Origin of the sequence: Amycolatopsis suaedae (assembly GCF_004214935.1) — a bacterium.
GTDB lineage: Bacteria > Actinomycetota > Actinomycetes > Mycobacteriales > Pseudonocardiaceae > Amycolatopsis > Amycolatopsis suaedae.
The window spans coordinates 352,429-369,439 of the sequence record NZ_SFCC01000004.1 but is presented as its reverse complement, the minus strand read 5'-3'; the positions used below and the strand labels follow the sequence as shown (position 1 = coordinate 369,439).

Annotated in this window: 21 protein-coding genes; 13 read left to right on the top strand and 8 right to left on the bottom strand. The window is 70.8% G+C overall.

Translation table 11 applies throughout. The features are described 5' to 3' along the window. Positions 1 to 62: 62 nt before the first annotated feature. On the top strand, positions 63 to 1,529 hold the full coding sequence (locus tag EWH70_RS10255; RefSeq protein WP_130475055.1) for a hypothetical protein: 1,467 nt from the start codon (positions 63 to 65) through the stop codon (positions 1,527 to 1,529). Positions 1,530 to 1,601: 72 nt separating this feature from the next. On the opposite strand, the gene EWH70_RS10250 is transcribed toward EWH70_RS10255, so the two are convergent. Together EWH70_RS10250 and EWH70_RS10245 are read right to left on the bottom strand one after the other, a co-directional pair. After that, positions 1,602 to 2,264 (bottom strand): DUF998 domain-containing protein, encoded by a 663-nt coding sequence (locus EWH70_RS10250; protein ID WP_130475054.1) that lies wholly within the window; start codon positions 2,262 to 2,264, stop codon positions 1,602 to 1,604. A gap of 74 nt (positions 2,265 to 2,338) precedes the next feature. Further along, a complete protein-coding gene (locus EWH70_RS10245) occupies positions 2,339 to 3,100 on the bottom strand; it encodes a PP2C family serine/threonine-protein phosphatase (RefSeq protein WP_130475053.1) in 762 nt (253 codons plus the stop codon). Positions 3,101 to 3,163: 63 nt separating this feature from the next. On the opposite strand from EWH70_RS10245, the gene EWH70_RS10240 reads away from it, so the two are divergent. Next, complete coding sequence (locus tag EWH70_RS10240; protein ID WP_130475052.1) at positions 3,164 to 3,373, top strand: RNA polymerase sigma factor sigma-70 region 4 domain-containing protein; 210 nt, start codon at positions 3,164 to 3,166, stop codon at positions 3,371 to 3,373. 1 nt (position 3,374) lies between these two features. Next, positions 3,375 to 3,935, top strand: a complete 561-nt coding sequence (locus tag EWH70_RS10235) for a Clp protease N-terminal domain-containing protein (protein WP_130475051.1) — start codon at positions 3,375 to 3,377, stop codon at positions 3,933 to 3,935. On the opposite strand, the gene yczE is transcribed toward EWH70_RS10235, so the two are convergent. Beyond that, positions 3,932 to 4,582, bottom strand: coding sequence for a membrane protein YczE (yczE, locus tag EWH70_RS10230; protein WP_130475050.1), 651 nt, complete (start codon positions 4,580 to 4,582; stop codon positions 3,932 to 3,934). The two genes, EWH70_RS10235 and yczE, sit on opposite strands and share 4 nt — an antisense overlap. A gap of 62 nt (positions 4,583 to 4,644) precedes the next feature. Here yczE and yczR point away from each other — a divergent pair, with 62 nt between their 5' ends. Continuing rightward, positions 4,645 to 6,084 (top strand): MocR-like transcription factor YczR, encoded by a 1,440-nt coding sequence (yczR, locus tag EWH70_RS10225; protein ID WP_165436223.1) that lies wholly within the window; start codon positions 4,645 to 4,647, stop codon positions 6,082 to 6,084. 375 nt (positions 6,085 to 6,459) lie between these two features. Here the strand turns inward: yczR and EWH70_RS10220 are convergent, their stop codons facing one another. Next, positions 6,460 to 7,461: a hypothetical protein gene (locus EWH70_RS10220; protein WP_130475049.1), complete on the bottom strand. Its 1,002-nt coding sequence runs from the start codon at positions 7,459 to 7,461 to the stop codon at positions 6,460 to 6,462. Between the two features lie 338 nt (positions 7,462 to 7,799). Between EWH70_RS10220 and EWH70_RS10215 the strand changes: the two genes are divergently transcribed. Continuing rightward, positions 7,800 to 8,348 carry an RNA polymerase sigma factor gene (locus EWH70_RS10215; RefSeq protein WP_130475048.1) on the top strand — a complete coding sequence of 183 codons (549 nt, stop codon included), beginning with the start codon at positions 7,800 to 7,802 and terminating at the stop codon, positions 8,346 to 8,348. On the opposite strand, the gene EWH70_RS10210 is transcribed toward EWH70_RS10215, so the two are convergent. Further along, positions 8,324 to 9,511: a pyridoxal phosphate-dependent aminotransferase gene (locus EWH70_RS10210; RefSeq protein WP_130475047.1), complete on the bottom strand. Its 1,188-nt coding sequence runs from the start codon at positions 9,509 to 9,511 to the stop codon at positions 8,324 to 8,326. The two genes, EWH70_RS10215 and EWH70_RS10210, sit on opposite strands and share 25 nt — an antisense overlap. Before the next feature lie 29 nt (positions 9,512 to 9,540). Between EWH70_RS10210 and EWH70_RS10205 the strand changes: the two genes are divergently transcribed. Then, entirely contained in the window at positions 9,541 to 10,836 is a 1,296-nt protein-coding gene (locus tag EWH70_RS10205) for a DUF445 domain-containing protein (RefSeq protein ID WP_130475046.1), read from the top strand. 200 nt (positions 10,837 to 11,036) lie between these two features. Here EWH70_RS10205 and EWH70_RS10200 read toward each other — a convergent pair whose 3' ends face one another. Next, positions 11,037 to 11,663: an LppU/SCO3897 family protein gene (locus EWH70_RS10200; protein WP_165436222.1), complete on the bottom strand. Its 627-nt coding sequence runs from the start codon at positions 11,661 to 11,663 to the stop codon at positions 11,037 to 11,039. A gap of 57 nt (positions 11,664 to 11,720) precedes the next feature. Beyond that, positions 11,721 to 12,194 (bottom strand): CGNR zinc finger domain-containing protein, encoded by a 474-nt coding sequence (locus tag EWH70_RS10190; protein WP_240686901.1) that lies wholly within the window; start codon positions 12,192 to 12,194, stop codon positions 11,721 to 11,723. A gap of 77 nt (positions 12,195 to 12,271) precedes the next feature. Here EWH70_RS10190 and EWH70_RS10185 point away from each other — a divergent pair, with 77 nt between their 5' ends. The 3 genes from EWH70_RS10185 to EWH70_RS10175 are packed head-to-tail and all read left to right on the top strand — an operon-like array spanning position 12,272 to position 13,726. After that, positions 12,272 to 12,640 carry a VOC family protein gene (locus EWH70_RS10185; RefSeq protein ID WP_130475042.1) on the top strand — a complete coding sequence of 123 codons (369 nt, stop codon included), beginning with the start codon at positions 12,272 to 12,274 and terminating at the stop codon, positions 12,638 to 12,640. A 22-nt stretch (positions 12,641 to 12,662) separates the two neighbouring features. Continuing rightward, positions 12,663 to 13,040 (top strand): TFIIB-type zinc ribbon-containing protein, encoded by a 378-nt coding sequence (locus tag EWH70_RS10180; protein ID WP_130475041.1) that lies wholly within the window; start codon positions 12,663 to 12,665, stop codon positions 13,038 to 13,040. Further along, entirely contained in the window at positions 13,040 to 13,726 is a 687-nt protein-coding gene (locus tag EWH70_RS10175) for a nucleoside kinase (protein WP_240686899.1), read from the top strand. The genes EWH70_RS10180 and EWH70_RS10175 overlap by 1 nt, the downstream gene beginning before the upstream one ends. Here the strand turns inward: EWH70_RS10175 and EWH70_RS10170 are convergent. Beyond that, on the bottom strand, positions 13,656 to 14,819 hold the full coding sequence (locus EWH70_RS10170; protein WP_130475040.1) for a methyltransferase domain-containing protein: 1,164 nt from the start codon (positions 14,817 to 14,819) through the stop codon (positions 13,656 to 13,658). The genes EWH70_RS10175 and EWH70_RS10170 overlap by 71 nt on opposite strands. 111 nt (positions 14,820 to 14,930) lie before the next feature. On the opposite strand from EWH70_RS10170, the gene EWH70_RS10165 reads away from it, so the two are divergent. The 4 genes from EWH70_RS10165 (at position 14,931) to EWH70_RS10150 (ending at position 17,007) form a co-directional block, all read left to right on the top strand. Beyond that, positions 14,931 to 15,365, top strand: a complete 435-nt coding sequence (locus EWH70_RS10165; RefSeq protein WP_130475177.1) for a helix-turn-helix domain-containing protein — start codon at positions 14,931 to 14,933, stop codon at positions 15,363 to 15,365. Positions 15,366 to 15,370: 5 nt separating this feature from the next. Continuing rightward, on the top strand, positions 15,371 to 16,060 hold the full coding sequence (locus EWH70_RS10160) for a hypothetical protein (protein ID WP_130475039.1): 690 nt from the start codon (positions 15,371 to 15,373) through the stop codon (positions 16,058 to 16,060). Between the two features lie 81 nt (positions 16,061 to 16,141). Further along, on the top strand, positions 16,142 to 16,438 hold the full coding sequence (locus tag EWH70_RS10155; RefSeq protein WP_130475038.1) for a DUF2516 family protein: 297 nt from the start codon (positions 16,142 to 16,144) through the stop codon (positions 16,436 to 16,438). A 14-nt stretch (positions 16,439 to 16,452) separates the two neighbouring features. Then, entirely contained in the window at positions 16,453 to 17,007 is a 555-nt protein-coding gene (locus EWH70_RS10150) for a YbaK/EbsC family protein (protein WP_130475037.1), read from the top strand. The last annotated feature ends 4 nt before the right edge of the window (positions 17,008 to 17,011 follow it).

Genomic DNA, 17,011 nt, shown 5'->3' with positions numbered 1-17,011 from the left:
GCCTCCTCGTTCGTTCGAACGAACGATACGTGGGGCGCAGGGTCGCTGGCTAGGCTCGATTCGTGGAGTGGGAACCGGACAAGCGGGAGAACACCGGTCGTGGGCCGGGTCTGATCGCGAGTGCGCGCATCGACGAGCTGCGGGAACGCGCCGAGGCGGGAGACAAGTCCTGCACCTACTGGTACCTGTGGCTGCTCCGGAAGGCGGGCCGGATCGAGCCGATGCGTGCGTTCATGGAGGCCGGTGCCTACCGGGCGGCGGAGATGGTCATCGCCCACTACTGCCGGCGCAGGGATCTCGGCGAACTGCGTGCGCTGACGCAGGCGGGGTATGAGGGCGCTGCCCGCGAGCTGGCCTGGGTGGCACGCGACCTCGGCGAGGCCGACGTGCTGCGTGAGCTGGCCGCCACGGGGGACAGCTGGGCGGCGTACCTGCTGGCGACGCTGCTGGCCGACCGGGGCGAGCTGGCGGAGATACGTGCCTACCTCGGCGGCAGGGATCCGTCCGTCAGGAAGCTCCTGGTGAAGGCGCTGACGGAGCGAGGGGAGATCGACGAGGCCATCGAGATGGCCCGTGCGCTGCCGCGAGATGACGAGGCTCTGCCCGCCCTGCTGGCACGCCGTGGCGCCATCGACGAACTGCGTGCCGGTGCCGCCGAGGGGTTGCATTACTACCTCCGCCACCTGGCCGACCTGTTGGTGGAGCGCGGCGAGATCGACGAGTTGCGGTCGTTCACCGACAGCCGCGCTGCACAGTCGAGGCTGGCCCGGCACTACCGGGAGACCGGCAACGAGGCGGAGTTGGTCACGCTGGCCGACACGGGATCGTGGCACTGCGAGGACGAACTGCTCAAGTTCTACCGGGAGCGCGGCGATGTCGAAGGGCTTCGCCGCCGGACGGGTCGCAAGGCGCGGGACGCCCTCGTCGAGACGCTTGCCGACCAGGGGGCGGTCGCCGAGCTGTGGGAACTCGCCCGCGAGGGCCACGGGCACCATCGCCTGGGAGAGTTGCTGAAGGAGCGGCGGGACGTGGACGGCCTGCGTGAGCTGGCCGCGATCGAGAAGTACGGCTCGGCGAAACGGACTCGGCTGAAGTTGCTCGACGAGGAGCAGTTGCGGGCCGAGGGCACCAAGGATGCCCAGGACGAACTGGCGATGCGGGTGGTGCGCAGGGGTGACCTGACGGAAATGCTGGCCTACGACTGGCCGGACACCTTCGGAGCCCCGTACGCGTTCGTCAAGGTGCTCGTCGAGCACGGCATGGAGGACGAGCTGCGCCGCCGGGCGGCGGACGGTTTCTCAGGCGCCACAACGGGTTTGCACGACCTGTTGCTGGATCAGGGGCGGGAGGACGAACTGCTGGGCGACCCCGCCGGCGAGAAGGCACTGGCGTGGCGGATGGTCAACAAACGGCGGTTCGAGGACCTGCTCGCCTGGGCCGAGCGGGGCTCCGTCGTCGCCGGGGAGGCACTGTGGGACCACCTCGACCCCGGCGACCCGAACGACGAGGAACGGCTCAGCTGGGCCTGACCGCTCGCGTTCCCCATCGACCGAGGCACGTGAAGGCCACCTTCATTACGTCTCACGTGGTGAAGGTGGCCTTCACGTGGTTTGCGGCCTGCGGGCCAGTTGCAGCAGGAAGATCAGCAGCGCGATGTCCATGCCGAGCACCACGCGCTGCACCAGGCCGATCGGCAGCAGGTCGGTCAGCAGCTCGACCTCGATCCAGTTGGCGAACGCGTAGCTCAGCCCGAACAGCGCCAGGCAGACGAGGCTCCACCGCAGCATATTGGCGAGCTGCCTGCCCGCCGCGGTGCCCCGCAGCCGGTCCAGCATGGAGAACCCGATGCCGGGCACGCTGAGGAACGCGACCAGGCTCGCGTAGAAGTGGATCATCCCGCTGGTGGCGCTGGAATCGACCGCGGTGCTGGTCGGGAACGCCGCCGCCATGGTCAGCCCGACCGCGGACGAGCCGAACAGCGTCGCCGTCGTGCGGCTGACCGGAGCCGGGCCCGCCCGCAGCATGCCGAGCACGGCGATGGTCCCGATCGCCAGCGACAGCAGCGCCGCGGCCAGCAGGCTGCTGCCGACCTCGGTGATGGCGTAGCTGCTGATCGGATCGGTCAGCGGGTTACGCAGGCCGAGCAGATGCAGCACGGCCAGCATCAGGAGTCCCCAGCCGAACGCCGCCGTGCCGGCGACGCTCCAACGTCTCAACCGGGCGGCCGGTACCGCCCTCGCTCTGTCCCCATCCACCTTCCCCATGGCGACAAGGATGACGCGAAATCGGACGATTCGGCATCCGGGAAACCCCCTGACACCTGGTAGGGGTAGCGGGTCTAATCGAACCGCAGTAGGACGAGGGCCTGGTCGTCGTGCCGCTTCGCCCTCGGCCACCGGTCGCCGTCCGGGTCGGCCAGCTCGGCCTCCCGCACCACATCCAGTACGGCCGCCGGACCCTGCCGGGTGGCGAGGTCCAGCGCGGTCTCCCAGTCAAGGACGCGGTACTCGTCGACCCCGACCGAAACCCCGTCGGTGGCCATCAGCACGGCCCGCACCTCGGCCACCGGCCAGCTCGCGCGGACGGCGTGCGTGGCGGCGTCGGGGTCGGCCTCGGCCACCCAGAATCCGCCTGCGGTATTACGCCGGTCGTGTACCGCCCCGCCGGTCTGCAGCTGGCCACCGGCACGTAGATCGGCCAGGCGGTCGTCGGAGATCACCCGCATGCCGTCCGTGGTGAACACGACGATCGGGCTGTCCGCGAGCACCAGCGCGTCGACCCGGTCGGCGCACCACCGCAGCATCGCGACGGTGCTGGACGGTGCCGACCGCGCCCGCAGTCCGTTGTCGGTGGCGACCTCGGCGATGGCGTCGGCGAGGACGTCCGCGAGGTCGGCGTCCGGGGCGGCCCGCAACCGCTGGGCGAGCGCGGTGGACAGCTTGTCCGCGTACCAGCCACCACTGGGCAGTCCCGGCCGGGTCGAGGTGGCGCCGTCCAGCAGCACCACGGCGTTGTCGAGGACGACCACGTAGTCCTCGGTGGGGCGCGGCCTGCCGTCGAGGCCGACCCCTGGCTGCTCGGCGACCTGGATGTGGGGCACGCGCGCAGCTTAACTCGTCAACGAAGGTTGACATCACCATGATGTCAACGTAGGTTGACGTACATGACCGAAGCGACAGATCTGGCCGCGCGGGCCGGCGACCGCGATCCCCGGGTGGGGTTGCGTGCCGTCGCGGCGCTGCGCCGCCTACTCGAACAACTGGAGGCCGTGCAGGTACGCAGCGCCCGCGTGCAGGGGTGGTCGTGGCAGGACATCGCCGCCGAGCTCGGGGTCAGCAGGCAGGCCGTGCACAAGAAGTACGGGAGGAGTTGACATGTTCGAACGGTTCACCCGCGAGGCCCGGATGGCCGTCGTCGACGCACAGGGGGAGGCCGTCCAGGGCGGCGAGCCGGAGATCGACGCGCTGCACCTGCTCACCGCGTTGCTGCGCAGGCCGGGCCCGGTCGTCGAGCGGCTGCTCGCCGACGCCGGAACGCGCCCCGCCGACCTCCTGGCCGAGATCGGCCGGGTACGTGGCCGGGCCGGGGTGAGCGACCAGGAGGCACGGGCGCTGGAGGAGATGGGCGTCGACGTCGAGCAGATCCTCAGCCGCATCCAGGAGCTGCGGGAGGAGACCGCCGGGATCGACCTGCCCCGGCCGCGCCGGCGCTGGTTCCGCGGTGGCGACCGGCAGCACAGGCCGTTCGCCAGGGAGGCCAAGCAGAGCCTGGAGCAGACCCTGCGGGAGGCATTGGACCTGCGGGACGACTACATCGGACTGGAACACCTGCTGCTCGCGCTGCTCCACCGCGGCGGCCCGGCCGCCGACGTGCTCACGTCGGCTGGGCTGGACTACCTGGTGTTGCGCCGGGCCCTCATCGCGGCGAGGACCTAGTGTGGCCCGCCGTCCTGCTGCTGCTCCGGCCGCGGCTTCCAGGCGACCCGCGGCAGCAGCCACTGGGTGAGCGGCCCGATCGCCAGCGCGTAGAGGACGGTACCGACGCCGACCGTGCCGCCCAGGGTCCAGCCCAGGGCGAGCACGGTCACCTCGATCATGGTGCGGACCAGTCGCACCGACCAGCCCGTCCGCGCGGCAAGGCCGGTCATCAGGCCGTCCCGCGGGCCAGGGCCAAGCCGCGTGCCGACGTAGACCGCCGTCGCCAGCGCGTTCAGGGCGACCCCGCCCACCAGTAGAACGACCTGCCACGCCAGGGTGTGCTGATCGGGCAGGACGGCCCGGACCAGGTCGACGGTCACCGAGATGATCAGCACGTTGAGCACCGTGCCGATCCCGGGACGCTGCCGCAGCGGAATCCACAGCAGCAGCACGAAAACCGACGTCACCGCCACGCTGGTGCCGTAGGTGAACCCGGTGATCTTGGTCAGGCCCTCCTCCAGCACGCTCCACGGGCTGAGGCCCAGTCCGGCCCTGGTGAGCATCGCGATGCTCGCGCCGTACAGCGCGAGGCCGCCCACCAGCTGGGTCAGCCGGCGGACGGGGTCACGACGCACACCAACGGGACGGAGATCGACTGTAGCCATGTGTCCCACTATCGAGAGGATTGGCTGTTATAACCAGAGCCAATTGTGAATAATTGGCTTTCATGAACGGCGAGATCCCACTGGGTGGACGTGTATCGGGCACGCGGTTGGCTGACCTGCTCGGCAACTGGCGTCGGCACGGCAACCGGCGAGGGGCCGCCGACCTGGCCGCCGCCATCGAGCTGCAGGTCCAGGACGGTCAACTGCCCCTGGGCACCCGCCTGCCCGCCGAGCGGGAACTGGCCGAGGCGCTCGGGGCGAGCCGGACGATGGTCGCCGCGGCACTGGACCGCCTGCGCGAGTCGGGGATGGTGGCCAGCCGCCGCGGTGCCGGGTCCTGGGTCGCGGCCAGGGCGTCCGGCCTGCCGCCCGCTCCCGCCGCCGACACCGGGCTGATCGACCTGACCAGGGCGTCACCGCCTGCCATCAGCGGACTGGTGCCCGCGTTCGACGCCGCCCGGCAACGCCTGCCCGAGCAGCTGTCGAAGACCGGCTACACCGGCCTCGGCCTGCTTGACCTGCGGGAACGCGTCGCCCAGCGCTACACCGACCGCGGCCTGCCCACCACCCCGGACCAGGTGATGATCACCAACGGCGCGCTGCACGCGTTCGTGCTCGCCCTGCGGTTGCTGGCCGGCCCCGGAGACCGGGTACTGGTCGAGCAGCCCAGCTATCCCAGCGCGTTCGAGGCCATTCGCGCCGCACACGCGGTGCCGGTGCCGGTGGCGCTCGGCGAGCGTGGCTGGGACCTCGCCGGGATCGAGGCCGCGCTGCGGCAGGCCGGTCCGCGGCTGGCCTTCCTGATCCCGGACTTCCAGAATCCCACCGGTCTCCGGCTGGACGCCGAGGGCCGGGAGCGGATCGGTACGGCACTGGCCAGGGCACGCACGCCGGTCGTGGTGGACGAGACGCTGGTCGACGTCGACCTGACCGGTGACCCCGGCGCCGCTCCACCGCCGCTGGCCGGCACCGCTCCGGACTGGGTGATCACCATCGGGTCGGCGGCGAAGTCGTTCTGGGGCGGGCTGCGGCTGGGCTGGCTGCGGGCGTCGGAGGACCTGCTCGGCCGCCTGCAGGCCGCCCGGTTCGCCGTCGATCTGGGATCCCCGGTCCTCGAACAGCTCGCGCTGAGCGAACTGCTCGCCGACGCGGAACCGTCGCTGGCCAAGCGCCGCGAGGAGGTCACAGCGCTGCGGGACGCACTCGTCGGGGCGTTGCGCTGGTACTGCCCGGACTGGGAGTTCCGGGTGCCCGACGGGGGTTTCTCGCTGTGGTGCCGGCTGCCGGAGCCGATGAGCACCCGGCTTGCCGTGGCCGCCGCCGGTCATGGCGTCCAGGTCGTGCCGGGGGCCCGGTTCGGCGCGCACGGTGGGCTGGAGCGCTGGGTGCGGTTGCCCTACTCGCTGCCGGCGGAGCAGCTGTACGAGGCCGTCCGGCGCCTGTCGGCCGCCGCCGCGTCGGTTCGCGGTTCGGCCTGTGCGCTGGACGCGCAGATCACCTGAAAAAGTGCGCCGGTGCGCTGGATGGGGGTCCGTCGCTCCAGGGAGGGAAACGGCGAGGGTCATCCAGCGCACCGGCGCATCGGCCGCGGCTCCTTCCCGGCACCGCCCCTCGACGTGCCGGAAAGTGCGCGGCTATCTGGCGTGTTCCGGGTGAACTCCGTCGCTCGGCGCGGTGAGCGACGGCACCCGGTACACGCCCTGTTCGGGCTCCGGCGTCACGGGGGCAGCGTGACGCCGGGCCCAGGCCCCGTCCCGGCCAGGCGCGGTAGGCCGGGCGGGAAATCCAGAGGTCATGACAGAAGGAACCCCGAGTTCGAAAGACACCAAGAGTTGATCTTGGTTTGGACGCACCGGTCCTGTGGGAACCGGGTCGGGTCAGTCCGGGAAGGTGCTCGGCAGGGCAGCGTCGGTGCCCACACCGGCGGCCGCGTGATCGCGGCTGGTGCCGATCAACCGCAACTGGGTCACGGTGATCTCGTTGGCGAGTACGGCGAGCAACTGACGGTTGCCGCCTGGATCATGGCCCGCGCTCGCGGCGCAGGTCGGTGCGACGGCGCCGCTGAGCGGCACGGAACGCGGACCGCCACCGGAACCGCCGCCACCGGGCAGCCCGGCGCGAACCGTCGACGGGTCGTCGGCTTCCTGCGCGGGAACCGGAGTGGGCCGCTGCCAGGTGGCCGCGGTCGACTGCGTGGCCCGCGGCTGGGCAGGCGCGATCGCGGCCGGTACGTCGGGAAGGGCTGCCGCGGCCTGCTCCGCGGCGGCGGCAGCGGCAGCCGCCGCGGCAGCGCGCTGGGCCTCGGAGCCGGGAATCAGTTCGGGAACGGCGATGGTCACCGTTCCACCGCTGGAGTCCGGTTTGGACGCTGCGGGCGGCGAGCCGACGCCGGGCAGGATGTCACCGAGGCCGGGACCGTCGGGCGCGGGCCCGCTGGGAGCCGGGTCGAGCACGCCGCCGACCGTGTCGACGAGGCCGCCGAGCAGCCCGCCGACCGCGTTGCCGACCAGGCCCAGCAGACCACCGGACTGCGGCCGGTCCTCCGGCGCCGTGCTCTTCGGCTTCGGCTTGGGCTTGGCCTTAGGTTCGGCCGACGTCGCGGCGAACGTCGACGCGGCAGGTTCTTCCTCTTCCGGCTCGGTCGCCGTGGGCGCGGCGGGCTTGTCCTCCGCGGGTTTCTCCGGTTTCTCCTCGGGGGCTGTCACCGAGGTCGAGCCCGACCCGCTGGAGGTGGTGCCGTCGGTGTCGCCGGCGGACGCGCTCGCGGATCCGAGCACCGCGCCGAGTATCCAGGCCGCCAGTACGAGCCCTCCGGTGGCCAGCACACGGACGAGGGCATGACGCAGCCGGCTGCTGGAGCGGCGTCCCCTGCTCCGCACCGCTACCACCACCGTCCGGGCCTCGGCTCACGCGGATCGCCCGCGGCCTGCCTGCGTCGTTCTTGGGCCTGTCGAAACTGCCTGATCACAGTCCCCGTGGCTGCCTTCTTTCTAGCACCGCTGGAAAGTCTTACACCTGATTTGACTTCGATCCACCCCGGAAGGCGCAACGGTCGTACCGGTCACGGTGGCGACGCGGCCGTTGTTGATCACAGAGGGTGCCGAATGGAGCAGCCCCGATTGGGCTGAGTGGTTCTACCCGATTTCGGGCGGGCCGGGAGCCGTCGTCGCACCGGTGTCGTCCCAGTCGCACTCGGTATTCGAAAGGGGATGATCCCGTGTTCGACAATGCCACGGGCGACGTTCTCGCCCGCGCGGCCGCCGGCGACTCCGGGGCACTGTCCATTGTGGCCCGGACCTGCGTGAGGACGACATTGCGGGTAGCCCGCGGGCTGCGCCTGGCGACACCCGACGCGTGGGATGTCTGCCAGGAAACCTGGCTCGCGCTGGCCTCGAAACTGACTACCGTGCGTAATGTGGGGCATTTGTCCGGTTGGCTGATCACGACGGTCAGACGGCTCGCCAACCGGCTCGTGTTTCGCAGGCGAAGACCGCCGAATCTTCCCGCATGCTGGGAAGATTCGGTCGAGACCAGGCTGCTGGCCGCCGAGCGTGACCGGGTGTTGTGGCGGTTGGTCGCGCAGCTGCCCGCCCGGCACGGGCGGCTGCTGATCCTGCTTGCCCACCGCCCCGAGCTCGGTGCCGCGGAAATGGCCGCCGAGCTGGGGATCGCCGAAAGCAGCGTGGGGCCGCTGCGCCGCCGTGCGCTCGCCCGCATGCGGAGGCTGCTGGCGGCCGAGGGCTACGACGCCGGTGACTGCCGCTGAGTGGCCAGACCGCTCAATCGGGTGATCGCCTCGTCAAGAACTTGATCGGTTTTGCAGAAGGCGAAACGCAGCACGTGTTTCCACTCTTTCGGGTGGTCTGTGAAGACCTGAACGGGTACCGCGGCGACACCCACCCGCTCGGGTAACTGCCACGCCAGCTCGGTCGCGTCGGCGAAGCCGAGCGGCCGGACGTCGACGCAGACGAAGTAGGTGCCGGCACTCGGCCAGACGGCGAAACCCGCGTCGGCGAGACCGGCGGACAGCCGGTCGCGTTTGGCCGCGAGTCCGGTCCGCAGCCGTTCTACCCAGTCCAGTTCGGACTCCAGCGCGTACGCGACGGCGGGCTGGAGCGGGCCGCCGGAGACGAACGTCAGGAACTGCTTGGCCGCCTTCACCGCGCCGACCAGTTCGGGCACCGCGCACACCCAGCCGATCTTCCAGCCGGTGCAGTTGAACGTCTTGCCCGCGCTGGAAATGCTGACCGTCCGCTCCCGCATGCCGGGCAGCGTCGCCAGCGGGATGTGCTCGGCGTCGTCGAACACGAGATGCTCGTAGACCTCGTCGGTGATCGCCACCAGGTCGTGCTCCACGCAGACGGCCGCGACGGAGGCCAGTTCGTCCCGGGTGAACACCGTGCCGGTCGGATTGTGTGGCGAGTTCACGAGAATCGCTCGCGTTCGTGGGGTGACCGCGGCACGCAGGGCGTCGGTGTCGAGTGCGAACCTGCCATCGGTCTCGCGCAGCGACACGGTCCGCCGGGTCGCGCCGGCCATGGCGACCGCGGCGGCGTAGGAGTCGTAGTACGGCTCGATCACCAGCACCTCGTCGCCCGCCTCGGTGAGGGCGAGCAGGCTGGCGGCGATGGCCTCGGTGGCGCCCGTCGTGACGAGGATCTCGGTGTCCGGGTCGTAGTGCAGGCCGTAGCGCTCGCGGTGCCCGGCGATGGCGGCGCGCAGCTCCGGCCTGCCCGGGCCGGGCGGGTACTGGTTGGCGCCGCCGTACAGGGCGTCCCTCGCCGCGTCGAGCATCTTGGCCGGGCCGTCGGTGTCCGGAAAGCCCTGGCCGAGGTTGACCGCGCCGGTCCGGACGGCCAGTGCCGTCATCTCGGCGAAGATGGTCGAGGTGAAGGGCCGCAGGCGGGGGATCAGAGCTGGTTCACGCACGAGGACCGATCCTTGAGGACAATGGGGGTGTGGAGCAACTGACCTCGTCGACCCGGCTGGCCGACCCGCCCGGCGGGACCGCGGCGCAGGAGGCCAAGCGCCAGGGCCTGCGCAGGATGAAGCTGGTGGCACTGTCGTTCCTGCTCGGGGCGACGGTGATCTTCCTGCTGGCCAGCTGGGCACAGTCGCGGGGCTGGGGGCCGTGGGTCGGCTACGTGCGGGCCGCGGCCGAGGCTGGCATGGTCGGCGCGCTGGCCGACTGGTTCGCCGTGACCGCGTTGTTCCGGCATCCGCTGGGCATCAAGATCCCGCACACGGCGATCATCCCGAGCAAGAAGGACGCGCTGGGCAGCAGCCTCGGCGAATTCGTCGGCACCAACTTCCTGTCCGAGGCCGTCGTCCGCGACAAGGTCCGGCGAGTGGACATCTCGCGCAGGCTGGGTGCGTGGCTGTCCCAGCCGGACAACGCCGAGCGGGTCACCTCCGAGCTGGCCACCGTCGTGCGTGGCGTGGTGACCGTGCTGCGGGACGAGGACGTCCAGGCGGTGATGGAGCAGGCCGTCGCCCGGCGGATCATCGACCGGCCGTGGGGCCCGCCGCTGGGCAAGCTGCTCGGCCGGGTGTTCGCCGACGGGGCGCACCACAAGCTGGTCGACCTGATCTGCGACCGCGGCTACGAATGGGTGCGCGACAACCACAGCACGATGCTGCGCGTGGTCTCCGACCGGGCGCCGAGCTGGTCGCCGAAGTTCGTCGACGAGATGCTCGCCGACAAGGTCTACGGCGAGGTCCTCTCGTTCGCCTGGGCGGTGAAGACCGACGTCAACCACCCGATGCGGCTGGCGCTGGACAAGTTCCTCACCGAGTTCAGCCAGGACCTGCAGACCGACCCGGACACGATGGCGCGGGCCGAGCAGGTCAAGCAGCAGGTCATCGAGCACCCCGAGGTGGAGAAGCTGATCGGCTCGGCGTGGTCGACGGCCAAGGACATGCTGCTGACCGCCGCCGAGGATCCGAACAGCGAGCTGCGCAAGCGGGTCCGCGAGGGCCTGGTCGTGCTGGGCAGCAGGCTGGAGTCCGACGACAGCCTGCGTGGCAAGGTCGACGGCTGGACCGAGGGCGCGGCGGCCTACGTGGTGAAGAACTACTCGGCCGAGATCACCACGATCATCACCGACACCGTGGAGCGCTGGGACGCCGAGGAGACCTCGCGGAAGATCGAGCTGCAGGTCGGCCGCGACCTGCAGTTCATCCGGATCAACGGCACCGTGGTCGGCGCCCTGGCCGGCGTGGTCATCTACACGGTCGCCCAGCTCCTGTTCTGAGCGTCCCCGGCCTGGGCACAAAGCTCGTGAAGGCCACCTTCATTACGTGTGACGTGGTGAAGGTGGCCTTCACGTGCTTGGGGTGCCCGTTTCGCCCGAACCGTCTTCTGTCCGCTAAAGCCGCTCGGGGCGGGCGGGTGACACCCGAGTGGGGGGTTTATCCACAGGCTGGCCGGTTGTGCACAGGGTTGTCCACAGGGTCAGAGCGTGTCCAGGCAGATCGTCCCCGGAACGTGGCTGAACTGCTCACCCTGGAGCACGTACGAGATGTAGCGGTCGGCCGCCTCGCCGCACTCGCTGCCCATCACCGACATGCCGGGCGCGGTCTTCACGACCTTCACCGCCGCCCGGCCGCAGTCCACCAGGGCGGGTGGCTCGGTGCCGTCGACGTTGTCGAAACAGTCGCCGACCTTGGCGTTGAGGGCGAAGCAGAACGCCAGGTTGCCGCCGCGGTTGGGCAGCTCCAGCTTGTAGAACCCCTCGGAACAGCCCCAGCCGTCGCGGGGCTCACCCTTGTTGACGACCACGTACGGCGTCGCGGGCTGGGCGCAGTCGGTCTTCGCCAGGTCCAGCTCCTTGCCGCTGCCGGTCATGCTCACGCAGTCACCCTCGGCCAGGTTCGCGGCCTGCTTCGCGGGCGGCGCGAGCACGGACGCCACGATCAGCAGCGCGCCGACGCCCAGCACGAGGACCGCCGCACCGGCGCCGATCCACACCTTCGCCTTGGTGGACAAGCCCTTCTTCGGCGGCGGCCACTGCTGCTGCGGTGGCCACTGTTGCTGGGGGTGGACAGGCTGCGGCCACTGGCCGGGCTGCTGGGGATGCATGGCGTCTCCACGGTGATCACCGATATCGACGCGGATGATACATCTAGAGGCGAAGTGTCACTCCGAACTTCGGGAACGCCATGCCCTGGCCTTCTCCCGGTTGCCGCACACCCGCATGGAGCACCAGGTCCGGGACCGGTTGCGGGACTGGTCGTAGAAGGCCCAGCGGCAGTCGTCGGCGGGGCAGATCTTCACCCGGCGCCATTCGCCGAGGACCTCCAGCCGTGCCGCCGCGGCGAGGACCGCGCCCGCCGCGCTGTCCGCGACCAGGGCAGGCCCGTCCGGGGTGAGCTCGACCCGGACGGCCGCACCGGCGGCGTCGCGGGGAAGTCCGGGATCGCCGACGGCGGCACGCAGGGCGTTCCGGGCCTGCCGGGCCGCGCCGAGGGCGCCCGGCCGCAGCCCCCGTTTCGCCGCCCACGAACGCCACGAATCGGCCTGCTGCAGGACGTCGGTTCCCGCCTCGACATCGAGGGTATTCAGGAAGTCCAGCACCAGGCGCACGTCGTCGCCGGTGGGAGTGCCGCTCACGGCGACCAGTGTATGGCGCCACCGCTTGATAACCCCCATAATCAGTTAGCAGGTTATTCGACGAACGGGAGGTTCCCATGGGTGCCGTGCCCACCTTCGGATCAGTGGTCCTGGACTGTGCCGACCCGGAACGCGTCGCCGGCTTCTACGCCGAGCTGCTGGACTGGCCGAAGGCCACCGGCCGCGCCGACTGGCTGACGTTGAACGGGCCGGGCGGCGCGCAGATCGAGTTCCAGCGGGCCCCCGACCACCAGCGGCCGACCTGGCCGACCGGCGAACGTCCCCAGCAGCTGCATCTCGACCTGCGGGTGACCGACCTGCCGGCGGCCCACGACCGCGCACTGGCGCTCGGTGCGGAACTGCTCGACGACCAGGGGATGAAGTCGACGGGCTTTCGCGTCTACGCCGACCCGGCCGGGCACCCGTTCTGTCTGTGCGCCTGCTGAAAGTATGCGTAGTCTGTGATTCGTGATTTGTCCGAAGTGCCAAGGCAGCATGAGAACGTTCGACAAGAACGGCATCCACATCGAGCAGTGCTCGGGTTGCCGGGGGATCTTCCTCGACGGTGGTGAGCTGGAGCAGATCATCAGCGCCGAGAACTCCTACTACTCGAACGCCGCCCCGCCGCCGTCGTACCAGCCGGGGCCGCCCCCGCCGATGCCGCACGGTGGGCACGCCCCGACGATGCACCACGGCTACTCCGACTCGCCGCGGGCCTACCGCGGCGGCTACGCGGACTCGCCCCGTGGCTACCGCGGCTACGGCGACTCGCCGAAGCCCTACGGGCACCACGGTCACTACGGCCACCGCCGCCGCAAGAGCTTCCTCGAGAACCTTCTCGATTAGTGCTCGACCTGAAGATCTGCCCCGCGTGCGGGGACAGGGCGCAGCGTCCTGTCGCACGTGGGGCGGTTCTGTTCTGCGTGGTCTGCGGGCACGACTGGCCGTTCCGGCGGCTGCCGCTGTTCGCGCTGACCGGGCCGAGCGGCGCCGGTAAGTCGACGGTCGGCCCGCTCGTGGCGGACGCACTCGCCGACCGGGTCGTCGCCGTGGAGCAGGACGTCCTGTGGACGGGCGCGCTGCGGGAGAGTTCGCCGGACGGCTACGGCCACGGCCCGTTCCGGTCCACCTGGCTGCGCATGGCCGCGATGATCGGGCAGAGCGGACGGCCGGTGCTACTGGTCGGCACGGTCGCCCCACCGGAGTTCGAACCGTTGCCCGAGCGGGTCTTCTTCTCCGCCATCCACTACCTGGCGCTGGTGGCCGAGCCCGAGGCGCTGGCGCGGCGGCTGCGGGCACGGCCGGCGTGGCGGGAGTGGGACGAGTCCCGCATCGCCGAGATGCTGGAGTTCAACGACTGGCTCCGCGCCCGCGCGGCCACCCTCCACCCGCCGGTCGACCTGCTCGACACCACCGGCGTGCCGCTGGAGTCGACGGCCGAGGCCGTCCGTGAGTGGATACTCAACCGCCTAGCGGCCACCGATGTGGCGAGTCCGGGGCGTCCAGCCACAGGTACTGCGCCTCCTCGGTGACGGTGATGCCGAAGCGGTCGCGAAGGGGCCGGCCGAGCGCCCGCCAGTCACCGTCGGCCCGTTCGACCGCGTCCCACAGCTGACGCGGGCCGCCCTGCTCGACGAACTCCGACCCGTCCCGCAGCAGGTGCCGGACCCACGAACCGTCCGGGTGCACGAGGTAGGTGACGCCGGACGCGTCGGGCGGGAAATGCGGCAGCACGCCGTCCAGCACCAGCCCGGCGTAGAACTCGAACGGGCTGGCCGGGTCCATGACCGTCCGCAGCGCGAGGTTCGCCCGCCGCCGCGGCCCACCGGCTCGCGCCCGGGCCAGCACGGCGTCGTCCGCGCCGAATCGGTGCGCGCGCAGCGGCATGAACCGCCCGTCCCGGGGCAGCACCCGGCCACGGCCGGTTCCGTCGCCGCCCGATCTCACCCGCACCAGCCCGGCGCCGATCGGCCGGTTCAGCGTCGTCACCACCAGGCCGCCGGGGCGGGTCTGCCGCAGCCACTCCGGCGGGATCGCCGACACCGAGCAGGTGCACAGCACGCGGTCGTACGGCGCGCGGGCCGCGAACCCGCGCAAGCCGTCGGCGACCTCGCACACCGGCGCGAGACCGATTCCCGCCAGCGCGGCGCGGGCCGACTCGACCAGGCTGCCGTCGATGTCCACAGTGGACACGTTGCTCTCGTCGAGACGGTGCGACAGCAGGGCCGCGTTGTAGCCGGTCCCGGTGCCGACCTCCAGCACGTTCTGGCCGGCCGACGCCAGCAGCTCCTCGAGCATGATCGCCATGATCGTCGGCATGCTCGACGAGCAGGTCGGCGTTCCGGCGATCGGACCGTCCCGGCGGGCTCGTTCCCAGGCGTGTGGGTCGTCGTCGAGCTGGGTAACCAGTACCCGGTCGGCGTACACGAGATCGGACCAGCCGGGATCGGTCCGGTCGACGGCCCGCCAGCGCCAGCCATGCGGCAGGAAGAACCGCTCCACGAACGGTTCCCTCGGTATCGCGCGGAACGCCGACAGCCAGTGCGGGTCGGCGAGCACCCCGGCCCGGCGCAACCCGGCGACCAGCCGCCGGCGCTGCCGGTCGAGACCGTCGCGCGGGCGCATGGAGTCACCGTAGCCGCTGGTGACGTAGTGCACACCCGATAGTGCATGCAGGGTGCTTGCAAGAGTTAGCACTCGGGCGTACCGTTGTCGGTGACGGAGGAGGTGGCCGGAATGGCCGACAAGGAGCAGGTCCCCGACGGGACCGGCCCCATCGACAAGGTCGCCGACCTCGGTCGGGATATCGGCGAGTACATCCGCCAGCAACGCAGCAACGCGAAGATCTCGTTGCGTCAGCTGTCCAAGCTCGCCGGGGTGTCCAACCCGTACCTGAGCCAGATCGAGCGCGGCATGCGCAAGCCGAGCGCGGAAATCCTGCAGCAGATCGCCAAGGGGCTGCGGATCTCGGCCGAGGCGCTGTACGTGCAGGCCGGAATCCTCGATCTGCCGACCGGTGGACCGGTGCCCGACGCGATCCGCGCCGACGCCGACCTGACTGAGCGGCAGAAGCAGGTTCTGCTCGACATCTACGAGTCCTTCCGGCGGGAGAACCAGGCCGGGGGACGCCCGGAGCAACAGCACGAGGCAGCCGCCGAAACCAAGGAGTGAAACCCATGACCACCAAGACCGACTCCAGGACCGACGACGTCCGCAAGGCCGTGAACACCGCTCTCGAGCAGGTCCGCACCCCGCTGCTCGCCGCGCTGGGCGCCGGCAACCTGGCCAGCCAGGCCGTCGTCGACGCCGTGAACAAGGCCAAGGAGCGCGTCAGCGAGGGCAGCGAGACCGCCCGCAAGAACCTGGAGGAGCTGCCGACCGACGTGCAGAGCCTGCGGGAGAAGCTGGACCCGGCCGAGCTGCGCAAGGTCATCGACGAGTACACCGAGGCCGCGCTGAAGCTGTACAACAAGCTGGCCGAGTCCGGTGAGCAGGCCTGGGACCAGATCGTCGCGCAGCCGCAGGTCAAGCGTGCCCTCGAGCAGCTGGAGGACGCCCTGCAGAACGCGCAGGAGAAGGTGGGCGAGGTCACCACCGACGCCCGCGAGCGCGTCGAGGACGTGCTGGGCAAGGTGACGAAGAAGACCCGGTCCGTCGGTGAGAAGACCGCGAACGCCGTCGAGAAGGCCGCCGACGCCACCGCCACCGCCGTCGAGGACGCGGGCGAGGACGTCGCCCACGAGGTGCGCAGCACCAGCCGCAAGGCCGCCAACCGTACCGCGCCGAAGACCACGGCCCCGGCCAAGCGCACCACCCCGGCCGCGAAGAAGACCACCACGACGAACACCACCAAGACCGACAAGTAAACAGCGGTTCCACCAGGACCCCCGGTGCCTCGTCGGCGCCGGGGGTCCTGCTGTGTCCGGGTTCTGACGTACGCTGGTCTCGTGCCTACCGTCGCGTTCTGGATTACCTGGGTGATCGACCAGATCGGCACCCTGGCCGCGATCTTCGCGTTCGGGCACTGCCTCATGCAGCGCGCGGACGCGTTCACCGCGGCCGACCGCAAGACGAAACCGCTCTGGCTCGCCATCACCGCCGCCAGTGCCGTCGTCATGGGCCTTGCCGGGTTCTACGGGCAGGGCATGATCTTCTGGCTCGCCGGGGCGGTGGCCTCGCTGGTCTACATCGTGGACGTGCGGCCCAAGCTCATCGAGGTGCAGCGGGGCGGCTCCAGCTGGTAGCTAGGCTGGGGCTCGTGACGAACTGGACCATCGCGGGCTCCCTGCGGGTCGAGCCCGCGCGAGAGCGCACCGACCTGCTCGCCGAACCGGTGGCCAAGGCGCTGGCCGCCCTTCCCGCCGACGCCGCGGCCGGCGTCGCCGAGATCGATCCCGAGCTGGCCGACACCGCCAAGTTCTGCGCCACCTACGGCTCGCCGCTGACGGCGTCGGCCAACTGCGTGGTCGTCTCCGGCAAGCGGGCCGGTGAGGTGCGGTACGCCGCGGCACTCGTGCTGGCCACCACGCGTGCCGATGTCAACGGTGTCATCAAACGGCGGCTGGACGTGCGCAAGGCGTCGTTCGCGCCGATGGACGAGGCGGTCGAGCTGACCGGCATGGCCTACGGCGGGATCACCCCGCTCGGGCTGCCCGACGGCTGGCCGATCCTCGTCGACAAGGCTGTCGCCGACGCGCCCGAACTGGTCGTGGGCAGCGGAATTCGCGGCAGCAAGCTGCTGGTTACCGGGGCGACGCTGGCCGCGCTGCCCGGGGCCGAGGTCATCGAGGGGCTGGCCCGCGCGGCCGGCTGAGAAG